The organism is Nocardia sp. NPDC001965 (genome assembly GCF_053594175.1).
Genome location: NZ_JBSFDZ010000006.1, coordinates 159,905 through 175,753 on the forward strand (window position 1 = coordinate 159,905; position 15,849 = coordinate 175,753).

Consider the following 15,849-nt stretch of genomic DNA (forward strand, 5'->3'; position numbering starts at 1 on the left):
GGAACGCGCCGGGGCGTTCACGGTCCAGTTCCGGATCGCCCGGGTGACCGGTCATATCCGTCTCCGGGCCGGGAGCTCGATGCACTCGCTCCCACGGTGCGCTGGGGGGCCGGCGGTCTCGTGGACCGTCGGACTGTCGACCGGGCTGCTGCCGATGAGCGGAGGATTCATCGTCGCTCATCATGCCTCCTGTATCGCCCGGACCCCGCGTGGCGGTTGTCCCCTGTGTCGCGTCGAACACATTGTCCCGAGGTCACCGCGCGACGAATTGCACGGTCCATCGGCGGTAACGCGTCCGGCTGCGCACCGGCACCCGGACGGATCTCCGGACGGCCGGTGCGCACTCTCCATCTTCCATGGGACGTGGGTCCGGGTCATCCTCCCCGGCCTGAGTACGAGGTCCGCCGCCGCCCGGCTCCACCGTCGGCGGCTAGACGTGTTCCCGGCCCCGCACCTTCTGGTCGGCCGCCTGCCGGGCCGCCACGCTCGACTCGGAACCGGCACGGCCTCGTCCACGGCGGCGAGCGCGGCCCAGCCGGACGACGCGCTGCCGGAGCCCGGGATCGATACCCTTGTCGGCCGGATCGCGTTTGCCGTGGAAACGCCGCCACAACCGGCGTCCGGCCAGCAGGAACAGCAGGGCCGCCGCGCATGCGGTGATGATCGCGAGGATCTGACCGTAGGCGTTGGAACGTACCGAGATCGAGGTGGCGTGGCCGAGCGGAACTCCTTCGGGGGTGCTGAGCGAGATCGGCACCACGAGTTTGCGGCTGTCGCTGACCTCGGTCGGGATCTGGAAAGACCGGGTGCCCCGTGGGGGCAGCAACTGCTCGCCGATATCGGTGATCTTGGTTTCCGGCGGGGCGTCGATCCGGAACCGGATCCGCACCGAGACGGGCAGATCGTTGCGAGCCACCAGCAACAACGGACTCGACTCGGAGGCCAGCGTGTACACACCGCCGGGCGGCAGCACCGATACCGAACGGAAGATCTCGTCCACGGTGGATGTGGCCTTCTCGATCCGGCGCTGCGCGAAGACCTCGGCCTGCGCGGTGGGCCCGCCCCGGCGGTCCGACAGCGACAGTGCGCGCACCAGATCGTCACGCAACGGGTCCAGGTAGGCGCGTGGCGTCGGTGCCGTCTCGGGAACCTCGACCATCGCCTGCAGCAACTGAGAGATCCGATGGGACTGTTCACGCGCGGGAGCCGCGAAGTATCCGGGCACCGCTTCCACGGCGGCCTCGGGCAGCGGAGCCAGCTGATACGGGGCGGGATCGGGGGCCTGGCCGACGAGGTCGTCGAACGGCCGGGGATCGACCAGCTTGTTCTCGACCAGCAGGTTCAACTGCCGCAACAGGGCGGCGGCCTCATCGCGGTTCGCGCCCCACTGCTGCGGCGGCATGATCAGCTGCGAACGCGGCCGGGCCGGATCGGTGTGCAGTGCCCGCCACGACACCGCGCCCAGCGCGTCCTGTAGCCGCGCCGTCCGGGAATCATTGGTCACGGCGTACCGTGCCGACTCCGGAACATAGGCCGGGGTGGGCGGATTCGACCCGACGCCGGCCAGGGCGGCGGCGGGCCAGATGTCGAAGGTCGCCACCCGCAATGCCGGATCGGCCGTCGAAGCGCCGCCGCTACCCGCCTGCGTGGCGCCCGCCGGGGTCTGTGCGGGGGCGGGTGTTCCGGTCTCGGTCTGTTCACCGGCGGGTACCGCCTCCGGAGTGTCACCGGATTCCGGTGCCGGGGTGGGCGGGGGGATCGCACCGGGCACCCCGGGCAGCCGCACCATATCCGGCACGGTCGCGTACGGGTCGCCGACACCGCCTTCGGGGGCCACCGCGCTGCCCGCGAGCACCGCCGTCCCGAACCCCTGTGCTTTCAGGAACTGCGCCGCGTTCTGATCCAGGCTGCTGGCATCGGGCAGACTCACCCCGCGCACCGACCGGGTGTTCAGAATCGAATCGATGATCGACGCCGGCGAATCCAGTGCCCGCGCGGTCAGCGCCGGATCGGCGGCCGCCGCCAGCGCCGAGATATCGACCTGCGCGAACGGCAGCGCCACCGTGCACATCGACGAAGCCAGATTCCGCAGCCGGTCCAGCCAGGCCTTCGCCGATTCGGTGCCCGATCCGGGCCGGGTCGCACCGTCCGGATCGGACGGACTGGCCAGAACTCGATAGTCGCTGGTCATCGCCTGCACAGTGAGCAAGAGATCGGGGTCGATCGCCAGACAGACCGCCGACGACGGACCGTCGGCGGCCCGGTCGTCCCCGAACACCGATTCCAACGCCCCCACCAGTTCGTCCAACCGGCCGCCCCGGCTCATCGACGCGGCGAGTTCGTCGTCGGTCAGCTCGACCTCGCGGTCCAGATCGCCGGTTTGCCCGGCCACCATGCGCGGACGATCGGCCAGCGGCCACAACAGAGTGGTCTGCACCGGCGGCGCGGCAGGCGCGGGCGGCGGCGGCGCACTGCCGTCCGCCGCCGCCGGCAGACCCAAGACCGGCAGCAGGAACCGGGCATCGTCCAATCTGGCCTGACCGCCGTAGTCCGGGGTCCCGTTCACGTTCAGCAGCAGCGGATACACACCGGCTTCGGTGATGTTCAGCGATGTCCCCGACGCGTCCCGCAACGGGACGGTCATGGTGAACTGCTGACGCTGGCCCGGTTCCAGCCGCACCGCCACATCCTGGAACGGTGTCGGGAACTCGTAGTTCACCTGATCGAGCTTCAGACTCGTGCGCAGCTCGCTGGGGTCGGCAACCGGCCGCGCCCGCTGTACCCGCACGGCCACCTCGTCCACCCCGCGATCACCGATATTGGTGACCGTGCCCGCTACCGTGAGCATCGGTTCGCTCTGCGTGGTGACGGTGCCGGGGCTCACCGAATCGAGGGACAATTTCAGGAACTGCGGCGCCGAGGTGTCCTCGGCCGACCCCGTCGGCTGGGCGTACGCCGAGGATCCGAGCAGCGCGGGCAGCGCCGCCGAGCCGAGGATGGTCAGGACCACGAGCATGATCCGACTCAGTCCACGCGTCATCGCTTGCCGGTCTCCATCCGGTCGATCAGGCGGTTCGCCACCTCGGCCAGCCTGCGCTCGTCGGCGTAGGCCAGCCTAGAGTTCAATTCGCTCAGCGGTACCCAGTCGACCTGGGTTACCTCCACATCCGCGTCGGATAATTCGCCACCGACCGAACGCAGCAGAAAATGATGCACTGTTTTGTGTACCCGCCGGCCCTCGGTGACGAACCAGTAATCGATACTGCCTAATTCGGCGACCACCACGCCCCGGATACCGGTTTCCTCGGCAACCTCACGGATCGCCGTCTGCTCCGAGGATTCACCCTCTTCGATATGTCCTTTGGGCAGCGACCATAGCAGCCGCCCCCGGCGGTCGGTACGGCCGATCAGCGCGGCACAACGCGCTTCGGGCGGACCGTCGAGCCCATCGACGACCAATCCCCCGGCCGAGGTCTCCCGCACGGTACGCATACGAGGTTTCGCCGCACCACCGGCCGAACCACGACGCCGCGGCTGGCGGCGTCTACTGTTCGCACGATCGGCCGGAGACACTACGCAATACTAGAGCAGTGTTTATTTGCGGCGCCTCCGGCGCCGCGGGGTCGGGGCCCTCGTGACCCCGGTTCTTCCCTCCTCCGCTCCTCCGCTTCGCTCCCCCGCTCCGTCAGTCCAGAACCGGGGCGGGCCCCGACCATGGATGCCGGCCGTTCGGAAAGCGAGGAAAAGGAATGCCGCGCATTCCGTAGACCGGGATATCGACTGCGCGGTGAGTGTTTGCGCACGGTCGTTTCCCGCTCGACAGCCGAACGATCTCCCGTCGGTCGGAATGTGGCGCGTGCCGCCGACCGCATTCGTCGCCACCCAGAACAAAGCGACCGAATTACGGAGCTCACCGTGCCCCGAGACGAGCACGTCCGCATGCCGACCAGGCCGTCGATGCCGCCGCAACCCGCATGCGTCGAGTTTTACGAGACACCTCAAAGGGTTGAGGCCCGTCTCGCCCTTGGCCGAAGGTGCGCAACGGCTGCATACCCCGGATGGCCGACTGCACGTCGCATGAGCCGAAGGCTCGAGTCTCGAGGCCTGAACGGCGAGACTTCGGGGGCCTCGACCCCGCGCGCGCCAGCGCGCCAAAAACACAGCACCTTGGCGCCTGGTTTCGCGTCCTGACCTTGGCGCCTGGTTTCGCGTCCTCACCTCGACCAGCGAGCCCGCTCCCTTCACGAGCAGTCCGGCCCGTCCTCGCGTTCCGAACAACCCGACCCGCACATCCACGGGCACTCGCTCGCCCCGAACAGACGGAACCGATATCGCCCCCACGAGGCGGCCCACCCGTCGGGACATGTCGGAGACGCAGTCCGGTACCGACGTCGAGCGATACACCGCGAAGGTGCGTGATGCCCCGCGTGAGCAGCCCCGTCCTCCACACTCGGACGACGGGTGACGATTGCCCGTGCCCTCGCTTCCGGTCCGGATCCATGCGCGCCGGACCATACCGTCGGCCGCGGAATCGCATTTGCCCTTACTCGGTAAGGTTCTGCTGTGGTTTCGACCGACTCCGACGACGCTGTGCAGGATCGCCGTACCCGTTTGCTCGCGGCGGCCGCTGTTACGCTGGGCCGGCTCTCCGATGTACTGACCCCGCTCGGGGAAATGTTCGCCGCGCGCGGGTTCCAGTTGTTCCTGGTCGGCGGCAGCGTGCGGGACGCGGTGCTGGGGCGGCTCGGCACCGATCTGGATTTCACCACCGACGCGCGGCCCGAGCAGGTGCTGGAGATCGTGCGCGGCTGGGCCGATCAGTTGTGGGATACCGGGGGGCTGGCATTCGGGACGGTGAGTGCGGCCAAGAACGGCCAGCAGTTGGAGATCACTACCTTCCGCAGTGATACCTACGATCGGGTTTCGCGGAACCCGCAGGTCAGCTTCGGTGACACTTTGGAAGGCGACCTGGTCCGCCGCGATTTCACGGTGAACGCGATGGCGGTCCGGATCGCGGCGGACGGGTCGCTGGAGTTCGTGGATCCATTGGACGGGATGTCGGCGCTACTCGCCGGGGTCCTGGATACGCCTGCCGCTCCGGAGGACTCGTTCGACGACGATCCGCTGCGGATGTTGCGGGCGGCGCGTTTCGTCGCTCAGCTCGGTTTCGACGCGCATCCGCGGGTGCGGAAGGCGATCGCCGAGATGGCGCCGGAGATCGATCGGATCACCGCGGAGCGGGTGCGGACCGAGCTGGACAAGCTGATCGGCGGCGCCCATCCGATCGACGGTATCAACATGATGTGCGAAACGGGCCTGGCGCAGCGGGTGCTGCCGGAGGTACCGGCCATGAAATTGGAGATCGACGAGCACCATCAGCACAAAGACGTGTACTGGCATTCGCTGACAGTGCTGGACCAGGCCATCGACCAGGAAGAGGGCGATCCGGATCTGGTGTTGCGCTGGGCCGCGCTGTTGCACGACATCGGGAAACCGGACACCAAACGCAACGAGCCCGGTGGCGGGGTGAGTTTCCACCATCACGAGGTGGTGGGCGCGAAGATGGTGCGCAAGCGGATGCGCGCGCTGAAGTACCCCAAGCAGTTCACCGAGGATGTCGCCCGGCTGGTGTTCCTGCATCTGCGGTTCCACGGTTACGGCAAGGGGCAGTGGACCGATTCGGCGGTCCGCCGCTATGTCACCGATGCCGAGGATCTCCTGCCTCGCCTGCACAAGCTGGTGCGGGCGGACTGCACCACCCGGAACAAACGCCGGGCGGCGGCGCTGCGATCCACCTACGACGATCTCGAAGCCCGGATCGCGCGGTTGCGGGAGCAGGAGGATCTGGCGCGGGTGCGGCCCGATCTGGACGGAAACGCGATCATGGAACTGCTGGGCCTGCCGCCGGGACCGGAGGTCGGCCGGGCTTGGCGGTATCTCAAGGAGTTGCGTCTCGATCGTGGCCCGCTCACTCGGCAGGAGGCCGAACAGGCACTCGAGCAGTGGTGGCAGACCCAGAAATAGCCGCTGGTCAGAAGACGATGAGTGTGGTTCCGGCCACGATCGCGGAACGGATCTGCGCCAGGTCGAACGACCCGCTGATCGGTGCGAGTTCGATCCGGAACCGGACCAGCGCGCCGTCGCGAACGGCCCAGCGCACCCGCGCACCCCGGGGCAGTTCCGCCATCGGGATGGGGTTGATCGTGCGCCATCGCCGCGGTACCGGCAGCCCGGCCCAGGTGGCGCGGCGCACGGCCAGGTGCAGTACATCGTCGGTGACCGAGCTGTCCAGTTCGGCGGTGATGCGTTTGCGGCGGTGCACTGCGCGGATCAGTCCCGATCCGGTGACCGTCAGTTCCCATTCCCGCTGCCGGCTCGCGAGCCAGTCCACCAGGGTTTCCAGGCCGACTGTGCCCTCGATGTCGACCTGATTGGTTCGCACCCGGGTCGGTACGCCGGGTACCAGCCGGACCTCGTGCGCGATGACGGTCACTTCGTCGATGGGCCGTTCGTCCCAGCGCAACTCTCGCAGTACGGTCTTGGTCTGGAAATGCGCGCCCCGCCGGCGCACCTTCAGCACGTCCAGGGTGCCGGTGAGCCGATGACCGAGCAGCGTCGCGCTGATCTCCTGGCCGCCGAACCGGCTCAGGATTCCTTCGCTCAGCACGGTGAGCAGGCTGTCCGGGAGCAGGGCGGTCACGGTCCCGGCCCCGAGGTCGGCCACGGGTTCGACCCAGGCGGTGGTATAGCTGATCCACTGTTCCAGCCGGGTCTGCTCGAACAGTCGTCTGCCGAGGTCGACGGCCCGCAGCGCGGAGAACGGGGAGGCCGATCGCGGATCGGAGTAGGCGGCCATGATCACCTGTGAGCCTACTGGGCCGATGGGTTCGCGACCATGTGGAGTCGCGCAGGTCACCGCTGTCCCGGTGTGGTCGCCGACCCGTGTCGATCAATGACCGCGAATGTTGCCCGTTTCGGGTAGGTTCATTCCGGCGATGGGACTCGACATCAGAGTGCGACAAGTTGGTTTCGGAGTGCCGGGTTTTCGGCCGGGTCGTCTCGGGCTCGCCTTTCTCGGAGTGATTCTCGTGGGGTATGCCACTGTGCCGGTCCCCGCTCGTGCCGCACCGTTCCCGTGGGCTCCGCCACCGGTGAACGCCTGCGGTGAGACCGGTTTCGATCCGCTGGCGCGGGAACCCGATCCCTCGGCGCCGCCCGCTCCGCCGGTGCAGGTGCCGCCGCGGATCGATATTCCGGTCCCGGTGCCGCAGCTGCAGCCGGTGCCCGTACCGGATCCGCCGCCGGACAACACGCGGATATCACCGGAGCCGTTACCTGTCGATCCCTGCCACAATCCGTGCCCCGATATCCGTGATACGCCGAAACCCCCGGAGCCCGGCCCGGAGCCGGATCTCGGCGAACCGGCACCACCTCCGGCCCCGGACAGCGGGTCGGCGAGCGGCAGCGGTTCGGGTAGTGGGTCCGGTTCCGGAGTTCCGTGGCGATTGCCCGAGGTGCAGATCAAACCGGAGATCGAACCCATCCCCTATCCGGTGCCCGGTGGTCCGGGTGAGCCGCCGCAACCGGCGCCGCCGCAGGTGGTGCATCCGGCCGAACCCGGTCCGGTCGCGGCGCCGGTCGCACCGCCACGGGTCGAATCGGTGCGGCTGGTCGAGCAGCTCACCGGGCACGGTTCGCCGAACCGGACGGATATGCGCTGGCAGGTCGACGGCACCGATCTGGGGTTGATGTGGGAGACGAGGCCGGGCGAGGTCGCGGTGGTCTTCGGGGACACGTTCGGCAAGGGCTGGTCGGCCGGCGGTGTGGGCGGTCCCGACGACGACTGGCGCAGCAATGTCATGGGTTACAGCACCGACCGTGATCTCGCCGACGGACTGTCGTTGGACACGATGGTCCAGGACAGCCGCTGCCACGCCGCCGAACTGCTGAGTAGCCGCAAGATCAAGAACTGGGAGACCACCACCATCCCGACCTCCGGGTTCGCGCTCGGCGGCCGCCAGTATCTGAGCTTCATGTCCGTGAACGCGTGGAGCCGGGTACCCGGTATGTGGTGGACCAACTACGGCGGTATCGCCTACTCCGACGACAACGGCAGCACCTGGGTGAAGGACCAGCATGCCCGGTGGGAGAACCTGTTCGGGCTCGGGCGGTTCCAGGTGGCGGCGATGGTGCCGCACGGGGACTACGTCTACATGTTCGGCACACCCAACGGCCGGATCGGTGTGATCGGATTGGCCCGGGTCCCGAAAGACGAGGTACTGAACAAATCGGCGTATCAGTACTGGGTCGGTGGCACCTGGGCACCGGCGGCGGAGAATCAGGCGACACCGTTGGTGGCCGGGATCGCCAGCGAGCTGTCGGTGCGGGTCGACCCGGACAGCGGACAGTGGCAGATGAGCTATCTGGACCCGGCGCGCGGGGCGATCGTGCTGCGGACCGCCGCCGACCCGCAGGGCACGTGGACCGAACCGGTGCAACTGGTGTCGACGGCCGACTATCCCAAGGCCTACGGCGGTTTCCTCCACCCGTGGTCCACGTCGCGGGACCTGTATTTCACGCTGTCCGCGTGGGATTCCTACAATGTGTACCTTCTGCACGCCCGACTGGCACCACCCGCCTAGGCATATCCCGATCCGCGGTGTGACCGACGCGTCCGCTCGCGGGGCGGTGACCGACGTGCCCGCTCACGGGGCGGAGTCCGGCGTCGGAACCGGCATCCGCGACGGGTACGGATGTCGGCCGATGCCGCCCGCAGCGAGGATGTACGCCCTGCCGGTGTCGGCACGGTACGGCGAGGAGACAGGGTGATCGGGCGGGCGCTCGCCGATCTGGTGGGCAGTATCCGGGACCGCCTGATCCGGTCGACAGGTGGCGGAGCGGGTGTCGCTTCCCGTGATACCCGGGAGTTCGGCTCGGTGCTGCAGTCGGGAACCGATGAGTTCACCGGTCCGCGAGCCGAATTCCGGGATCTGATGACCGCCCGGGAGTACGGACGAGGGGCCGATTTCCCCGCCTCGGGCAGGTCTTCGGGACCCGCCTTCGATCCGTCCGCGCCCGTGAGTGTGCGCAATCTCCCGCCGGCGGAGCGGTTGGAATTCGAGGGTGCGCCCGGCGAGGGTTCCAATGCGTTCGTCTGGTTCGAAGGCAAGCTGATCGGTGTGTACAAGCCGCGTGGATCGCAATCGTCGATCCGGGACGAAGTGGCCGCGTACGAAGCCGATCGTATGCTGGGGCTGGATATCGTCCCGTTCACTCGGGAATGGCACGGCCCCCGCGGACCGGGTTCGCTCCAGGAATACATTCCGCACGACGGCTATTTCTGGGATTTCCGGACGGTCGAGGGGCAGAAGCTGGCCGTTTTCGACTACATCATGGGCAGCCAGGATCGGCATATGCGGAACGCGCTCGCTCGGGCCGGTGCGCCGGGACGGGTCGCCGCGATCGACAACGCGGGTGTCGTGCCGGATGTGGTCGGAAATCGGATGAACTCGATGCGCTCCCCTTTCGTCCAGGACAACCTGAACCAACCGCTCGACGCCGGGCTGGTGGCACATCTGAACACCATCGAACCGCAGGCATTCGCGGAGGGACTCCGATCCCTGGGTTACAGCGAACAGGCATCCCGCTGGGCCGCGGAGCGTCTCGTCGAGGTCCAGGGCGGGAGCATCACCGGCGACGCGTGGGGGTGTGCGATCATCGCCGGTCCGCAGAATGTGCTCTACCCACCGGGTTTCGCAAGTCTCGGTGAATTCTGGGACTCCCGCCGCACCCCACCCGGGGACAGCGGCTGATCGCGCCCGAACCAGCCGCCCGCGTCGTGGATGTCGTCGCTCCCTCAGACTGCCGCTCGGCGGAACCGGATCCGCTGTCCCGGCCGGGCTTGTGAAACCTGATCGATATCGGCGTCGGCGACCACCGCGACCACCGGGTAGCCGCCGGTGATCGGATGGTCGGCGAGGAAGACGATGGGCTGCCCACTGGGTGGGACCTGCACCGATCCCAGCGCCATACCCTCGGTGGGGAGTTCACCGGACGAGACCCGTTGCAGCGGTGGCCCGTCCGCCCGGTCCAGCCGTGCCCCCACCCGATCGGTATCGGCGTTCACCGTCCAGTGCCCGGCGAACAGGGCGGCCGGGTCGGTGAACCAGTCGTCACGAGGGCCGGGCAGCGCGCGGATCTCCAGTATTTCGGGTGACCGTTGCTGCGGCGCCATATCGATATTCGGCCAGTCACGGGGTTGTGGACCGATGGGGATGGATTGGCCTTCGCGCAACGGCGAGGGTCCGATACCCGACAGCGTGTCGTAGCTGCGGGAGCCCAGGACCGGCGCGATATGCACTCCCCCGCGTATGCCGATATAACTGCGCAACCCGGTCCGGGTGAAACCGAGGCGCAGCCGCCGGCCCGGTTCGAGCGGCAGGACGCTGGCATGGCCGACCGCCGTGCCGTCGACCGTGGCCGGAGCGGGGGCTCCGGTGACGGCCACCAGTACCGTGGTTTCGGCCCGCAGCGTCAGACCGCCCAATAGAACCTCGATACCGGCTGCTGCCTGCGGGTTTCCCACCAGGCGGTTGGCCAGTCGCAGAGCACCGCGGTCGGCCGCCCCGGCGACGCCCACTCCGGAATCGAACCAGCCCGGGCGCCCCAGGTCCTGGACGGTGGCCAGCGGACCGACCTGCTCGATCACGATCATCGGGGGGCGTCCACATCGACGAACCGGACCCGGGCACCGGCGCGTATCAGTGCGGGCGGGTCGCGTTCGGTATCCCACAGGGTCAGGTCGGTGGTACCGATGAGTTGCCAGCCGCCGGGGGTCTCCCGCGGATAGACAGCCGAGTACGAGCCGGCCAGCCCCACCGCCCCCGCCGGTATCCGAGTGCGCGCGGCGGCTCGGCGCGCGACGGACAACTGCCAATCGGCGGCGGTGAGGTACCCGAAACCCGGAGCGAAACCGATGAAGGCGCAATGCCACACCGCCGCGGTATGCGCGGTGACGACCTGTTCCGGACGTATCCCGAGCGTCTCGGCCACACTGTCGAGATCCGGGCCGTCGTAGCGGACCGGGATTCGCACGGGTTCGGAAGCGGCGGTCGATGTTCCACGGGAAACATCGGATTCGGCGGCGTGATCCGTAGCGACGATCTGCTCCAGTTCGCGGCGTACCCGGGGACCCGATCGCACCGAATCCAGGGTGATAAGCACGGTTTCCGCGGCGGGGAGGACGTCCACCACTCCGGCGACGGGTCGTCCGGTCAATACCGAGACCAGCCTGCCGACCCGTTCCTGATCGCCCGCGGTGATCAGGAACGCCCGGTCGCCCGCGCACCGTATGGCCGGGTGCGGTTCCCGGATCTGTGGTGGTTGTGACAAATTCACCACCCTGTTCCGTTGGTCAGATGAAGGACGACACCGCGATTCCGGCGTCCTCCAGTGCCGCGCGGATCCGCCGCGCCATCTCGACCGCGGCCGGAGTGTCGCCGTGTACGCAGATACTGTCGGGTGAGACTGCCACGGTACCGCCTCCGTGCGCCGCCCGGGCCGTTCCGGTCTCCGCCAGCGATACCGCCTGGGCGACAGCGCTCTCGGTATCGAGAACTGCGCCGGGTGTTCCTCGTGCCGCCAATCCACCGTCGGCGTTGTAGCCCCGGTCGGCGAATCCTTCACCCACGAACGGAGTCCCGGCGGCGGTAGCGGACTTCTCCAGCTGGGTACCGGCAGGTCCGAGCAGCACGAGCGCCGGATCGTAGTCGTGCAGCGCTCCGACAACAGCCTCGGCGAGGGCCGCATCGGCCGCGGCGGCGTGATACAGCGCCCCGTGCGGTTTCACGTAGCGGACCCGGTCACCCGCGGCGCGGGCGAAACCGTCCAGGGCGCCGATCTGATAGAGCGTCTCGTCGCGCAGTTCGCCGGGCGGGACCGCCATGGCCCGCCTGCCGAATCCCGGCAGGTCCCGATAGCCGATATGCGCCCCGATCCGCACACCCTTCGCCACCGCGGTCGCGCAGACGCGCCGCATGATGGAGGGGTCGCCGGCGTGGAAACCGCAGGCGATATTGGCGCTGGTGACGATATCGAGCATGGCGGCGTCCTCGCCCATACTCCAGGCTCCGAACCCCTCGCCGAGGTCGCTGTTGAGGTCCAATCCCACGGCACCCTCCTTCCGGCTGTGCCTCCATTGTTCACACGGTGGGCCGGCCGTGCACCGCAGTCGGCGCCGGCCTGACAACCGCGGACCGCTGCCCTGCTGCCGGCCCGCCGAGTGTGGGCGGGAAGGCATGGAACCGGGCCGGCGTCTCGACTCGTGCGCCTGCGGCCGGTGTTCCTGTCATCGGTGGTCCGGTCGGTCGGCCGCATCGGGCGCCCGGCGATTGCGCCTGCGGTTGTTGAGCAGAAGGGCGACGATCCCCGCGCCGTAACACCCCGCCCCGGCCAGCACGACAGCCGGTGACCTGCCGTCCGCCGGGACGACCAGTGCGGTCACGGCGACCGCCAGGACGAACGCGATATTGAACACCGTGTCCTGCAGGGCGAAAACCTGTCCGCGCCGGTCGTCCGGAATGTCCATCTGCATGGCGGCGTCGCCGGTGAGCTTGATCGTCTGGCCGGCGAGACCGAGCAGGAACGCGCCGGCGAGCAGGAGATGGTGGGCCCGCTGCACGGTGTCGGGTGCATGGGCGAAAGCAGTCGGGAGAACAAGTGCGAGTTGTACCGCGATCGCTGCGGACAGTGCGAGCAGTATCGTTCTGAACCGGCCCAGGCGTGGGATGAGCAGCGGGGTCAGCAGCGCTGCCAGCAGCATTCCGGCGGCCGTGGCGGTGATCGCGACACCGAATCCGATGAGTCCGCTGTCCACCGCCGCGCCGTGTGACGGCGCCTCCCGCAAGACCAGCACCATGACGAGAGTGTTGGCGCCGAACACCACCCGATGGGTGCCGATCCCGATCATCGCGGTGGACACATCGACCGAATGCCGGACCGCGCGGGCACCGACCAGCAGCCCGGCCAGTACCGCCCGGATGGCGCCCGCGGAAGCCCCGGGCTCCGCTTCCGGGCCGAGGGCGCGGGGCCGGAATCCGGCCGTGAGCACCACTCCCGCCACCGAGCCGCTCGTACTCAGAGCCACCGCGACCGCCGATCCGGTATCCCCGGCGCCGATCGCGCCGATCACCGCCACCGCTGCCCCGGCGCCCGCCGCCGCGCACGCCGATCCCACGGTGGCGAGGACGGAATTGGCCGGTACCAGCCGGTGTTGTGCCAGCACACGCGGCAGCGCCGCCGATACCCCGGCGGCAGTGAACCGGCTGATCCCGACCACCGCGAGCGCCAGCAGCAGCAGCGGGCTCGCGGCGGCACCGGCGAGCAGCCCGAGCGCCACGGCGGCGATCAGCAGACCGCGCACCAGGTTGGCGACCAACAGGACCTGCCGCCGATCCCACCGGTCCAGCAGGGCGCCGGCATACGGTCCGATCAGCGAATAGGGCAACAGCAGCACAGCGAAGCCGGCCGCGACGGCGAGTGGATCGGTTTCTCGTTCGGGGTTGAACAGGATCGCGCCGGACAGTGCGGCCTGGAACATCCCGTCGCCGAACTGGCTCGTGAACCGGACCAGGGTCAGCCGGATCGCGCCGGGGCTCTCGGTGATCACGGCCCGCAGAGCTGTCAGATCGTGTCTGCGCCCGCCCCCTCCGGGTGTCCGGTCCGTGGTGGTGGGTTCGGGCGCAGCGCTGGACACCGCCGCGACGCTACCCGCCCGGGAGCCCGCGGGGCATTTCGGCCGGACCGGGCACTCGTTCGGTGATCAGTAGGTCGACGGCCTCCCGCATATCGGGGGCCATGGGTAGGGTGCCCAGGGCGCCCGCGTCGATCCAGGCGTAATCGTCGTGCTCGTCCGGGTCCAGTGTTATCTCGCCGGGTTCGGCCTCGGCCAGAAAACTGAATTTGCGTACCTTGGCCTTGGTCCGGGTCGCGTAGTCGAACGAACCGAGGAAATCGGTGATACGGCTGGCCACCAGCCCGGTTTCCTCGAACAGTTCCCGCGCGACCCCCTCGGGGAGCGATTCCCCGGATTCGACCCCGCCGCCGGGTAGCTCGTACATTCCGCCGAGGTAGTCGCCCGGTACCCGGCGCACCACCAGCAGTTTTCCGTCCCGGAACACGGCGACGCCGACGACCAGGTCGGTGACGCCGTCGCGCCGCGCGGCGGCACGCAGCCGCTGCTCGGTTCGCGCGAGCGCTTCGGGGCGCATCTTCCACCTCCCGGTTCCTCATCTCCATTTTCGACGAAACGCGTGCCACACCGCTATTACCGCCCCGGTTGCTCACCGGCCGTTCACCCCGAGGTCGCTCGCGTAAAATGCGCGGAGCGGACAATCGACGAGGTCGTGATGTCGCCGAGTGCTACATACGGGAAAGGTAATTGTGCCCGAGCCGGAAAGGAGTCGCGCTGTGTCCACGCTGCCGACGCCGCATATCGATGTACATCGTGCGGGCGATCGTATGAAGACCCGGATATCCTGGCTCGATTCCAAGCATTCGTTCTCCTTCGGCTCGCACTACGACCCCGAGAACACCCACCACGGTCTGTTGCTGGTGAACAATGACGATATCGTCCTGCCCGGCCAAGGCTTCGACACCCATCCGCACCGGGATATGGAAATTGTGACCTGGGTGCTGGAGGGTTCCCTGGTTCACCAGGATTCGCTCGGTCACAGCGGCGTCATCTATCCGGGACTCGCGCAGCGGATGAGCGCCGGTACCGGGATCCGGCATTCGGAGAAGAACGATTCCTGGCGGGTCGAGGGCAACCGGCCCGAGCACGGCGAACCGGTCCATTTCGTGCAGATGTGGGTGCTGCCCGACGAACCCGGGATCGAACCGGGCTATCAGCAGCTCGAGATCGACGATCAATTGGCCGCGGGCGGGTTGACAACCGTCGCGTCCGGGTTGCGGCGCTATCGCGATCGCACCGCCATCGCCATCAACAGTTCGCATTCGGCACTGCATGTGGCAAGACTGGCGCCGGAGGGGAAAGCGACCGTGGACTTGCCCGAAGCGCCGTATGTGCACGTGTTCGTCGCTCGCGGGGCGATCGAGATGGAGGGCACGGGCCGGCTGGACGCGGGTGACGCGGTGCGCCTGACGTTTTCCGGTGGCCAGCGGCTGACTGCGCTGGAGCCGGCGGAAGTACTGATCTGGGAGATGCATGCCCGGCTCGGCGCCGGGTAACGTCCGAAAAGTCCGGATAGGGGGTCAACCCGAACGTATGGACCCTCGACAATGATATGCGGACCGAGACCGCCCGAGCGCGACCCGCGGGGGTCTCGACCAGCTCAGCCGAGGAGGAACTATGTCCTACCCACCGCCCCCGGGCTATCCCGCACCCGGTCCCGGCCCCTATCCCGGCCCCGGCGGACAGCCCGAGTACTGGCAGGAATCACCGAAGCGCAAAGGTATGGCGATCGCCGCGCTGGTCCTCGGCATTCTCGGCGTACTGAGTTTCTGGACGATCGTCGGCGGGATCCTGTTCGGGCTGATCGCGGTGATCCTGGGTGTGATCGCGCTCGTGAAGGCCAACCGCGGTACCGGCGGTGGCGGGGTCATGGCGGTGATCGGCCTGATCCTCGGTGTGCTCGCGATCGTCGGGGTGATCGTGGTCGCCATCATCGGCTGGGGGATCTGGTCGGATTCGGGTGGTCGCGATTTCGTGGACTGCGTGAGCAACGCGAACGGCGATCAGACCGCCGTCTCGCAGTGTGAGGACGAATTCGACCAGCGGATCGAGGACCAGTACGGGGTGACGATCGCTCCCCCGGAGCCGACCAACTGAAC

At 68.3% G+C, this 15,849-nt stretch carries 13 protein-coding genes; 5 read left to right on the forward strand and 8 right to left on the reverse strand.

The features are described 5' to 3' along the window. Positions 1–430 precede the first annotated feature (430 nt). Together ACWCPQ_RS12385 and ACWCPQ_RS12390 are read right to left on the reverse strand one after the other, a co-directional pair. Entirely contained in the window at positions 431–3,040 is a 2,610-nt protein-coding gene (locus ACWCPQ_RS12385) for a DUF6049 family protein (protein ID WP_449897638.1), read from the reverse strand. Then, entirely contained in the window at positions 3,037–3,573 is a 537-nt protein-coding gene (locus ACWCPQ_RS12390; RefSeq protein WP_449897640.1) for an NUDIX hydrolase, read from the reverse strand. Before ACWCPQ_RS12390 ends, ACWCPQ_RS12385 begins: the two co-directional genes overlap by 4 nt. A gap of 990 nt (positions 3,574–4,563) precedes the next feature. On the opposite strand from ACWCPQ_RS12390, the gene ACWCPQ_RS12395 reads away from it, so the two are divergent. Then, positions 4,564–6,024, forward strand: coding sequence for a CCA tRNA nucleotidyltransferase (locus ACWCPQ_RS12395; RefSeq protein ID WP_449897643.1), 1,461 nt, complete (start codon positions 4,564–4,566; stop codon positions 6,022–6,024). 7 nt (positions 6,025–6,031) lie between these two features. On the opposite strand, the gene ACWCPQ_RS12400 is transcribed toward ACWCPQ_RS12395, so the two are convergent. Next, positions 6,032–6,856: a hypothetical protein gene (locus tag ACWCPQ_RS12400; protein WP_449897646.1), complete on the reverse strand. Its 825-nt coding sequence runs from the start codon at positions 6,854–6,856 to the stop codon at positions 6,032–6,034. Between the two features lie 232 nt (positions 6,857–7,088). On the opposite strand from ACWCPQ_RS12400, the gene ACWCPQ_RS12405 reads away from it, so the two are divergent. Together ACWCPQ_RS12405 and ACWCPQ_RS12410 are read left to right on the forward strand one after the other, a co-directional pair. Beyond that, positions 7,089–8,642, forward strand: a complete 1,554-nt coding sequence (locus tag ACWCPQ_RS12405) for a DUF4185 domain-containing protein (protein WP_449897648.1) — start codon at positions 7,089–7,091, stop codon at positions 8,640–8,642. A gap of 183 nt (positions 8,643–8,825) precedes the next feature. Next, positions 8,826–9,812 carry a hypothetical protein gene (locus ACWCPQ_RS12410; protein ID WP_449897651.1) on the forward strand — a complete coding sequence of 329 codons (987 nt, stop codon included), beginning with the start codon at positions 8,826–8,828 and terminating at the stop codon, positions 9,810–9,812. A 44-nt stretch (positions 9,813–9,856) separates the two neighbouring features. Here ACWCPQ_RS12410 and ACWCPQ_RS12415 read toward each other — a convergent pair whose 3' ends face one another. From ACWCPQ_RS12415 to ACWCPQ_RS12435, 5 genes are all read right to left on the reverse strand, one after another. Further along, complete coding sequence (locus tag ACWCPQ_RS12415; RefSeq protein WP_449897653.1) at positions 9,857–10,714, reverse strand: 5-oxoprolinase subunit C family protein; 858 nt, start codon at positions 10,712–10,714, stop codon at positions 9,857–9,859. Then, complete coding sequence (locus tag ACWCPQ_RS12420; RefSeq protein WP_449897655.1) at positions 10,711–11,397, reverse strand: 5-oxoprolinase subunit B family protein; 687 nt, start codon at positions 11,395–11,397, stop codon at positions 10,711–10,713. Before ACWCPQ_RS12420 ends, ACWCPQ_RS12415 begins: the two co-directional genes overlap by 4 nt. Positions 11,398–11,413: 16 nt before the next feature. Then, the gene (locus tag ACWCPQ_RS12425; protein WP_449897657.1) at positions 11,414–12,169 is read right to left on the reverse strand and encodes a LamB/YcsF family protein; all 756 of its coding nucleotides are present in this window, start codon (positions 12,167–12,169) and stop codon (positions 11,414–11,416) included. Positions 12,170–12,346: 177 nt separating this feature from the next. Beyond that, entirely contained in the window at positions 12,347–13,753 is a 1,407-nt protein-coding gene (locus tag ACWCPQ_RS12430; RefSeq protein WP_449897660.1) for an MFS transporter, read from the reverse strand. Positions 13,754–13,763: 10 nt separating this feature from the next. Beyond that, positions 13,764–14,267, reverse strand: a complete 504-nt coding sequence (locus ACWCPQ_RS12435; protein WP_449897662.1) for an NUDIX hydrolase — start codon at positions 14,265–14,267, stop codon at positions 13,764–13,766. 199 nt (positions 14,268–14,466) lie between these two features. Here ACWCPQ_RS12435 and ACWCPQ_RS12440 point away from each other — a divergent pair, with 199 nt between their 5' ends. Beyond that, positions 14,467–15,246 carry a pirin family protein gene (locus ACWCPQ_RS12440; RefSeq protein ID WP_449897665.1) on the forward strand — a complete coding sequence of 260 codons (780 nt, stop codon included), beginning with the start codon at positions 14,467–14,469 and terminating at the stop codon, positions 15,244–15,246. A gap of 121 nt (positions 15,247–15,367) precedes the next feature. Next, positions 15,368–15,847 (forward strand): DUF4190 domain-containing protein, encoded by a 480-nt coding sequence (locus tag ACWCPQ_RS12445; protein WP_449897667.1) that lies wholly within the window; start codon positions 15,368–15,370, stop codon positions 15,845–15,847. The last annotated feature ends 2 nt before the right edge of the window (positions 15,848–15,849 follow it).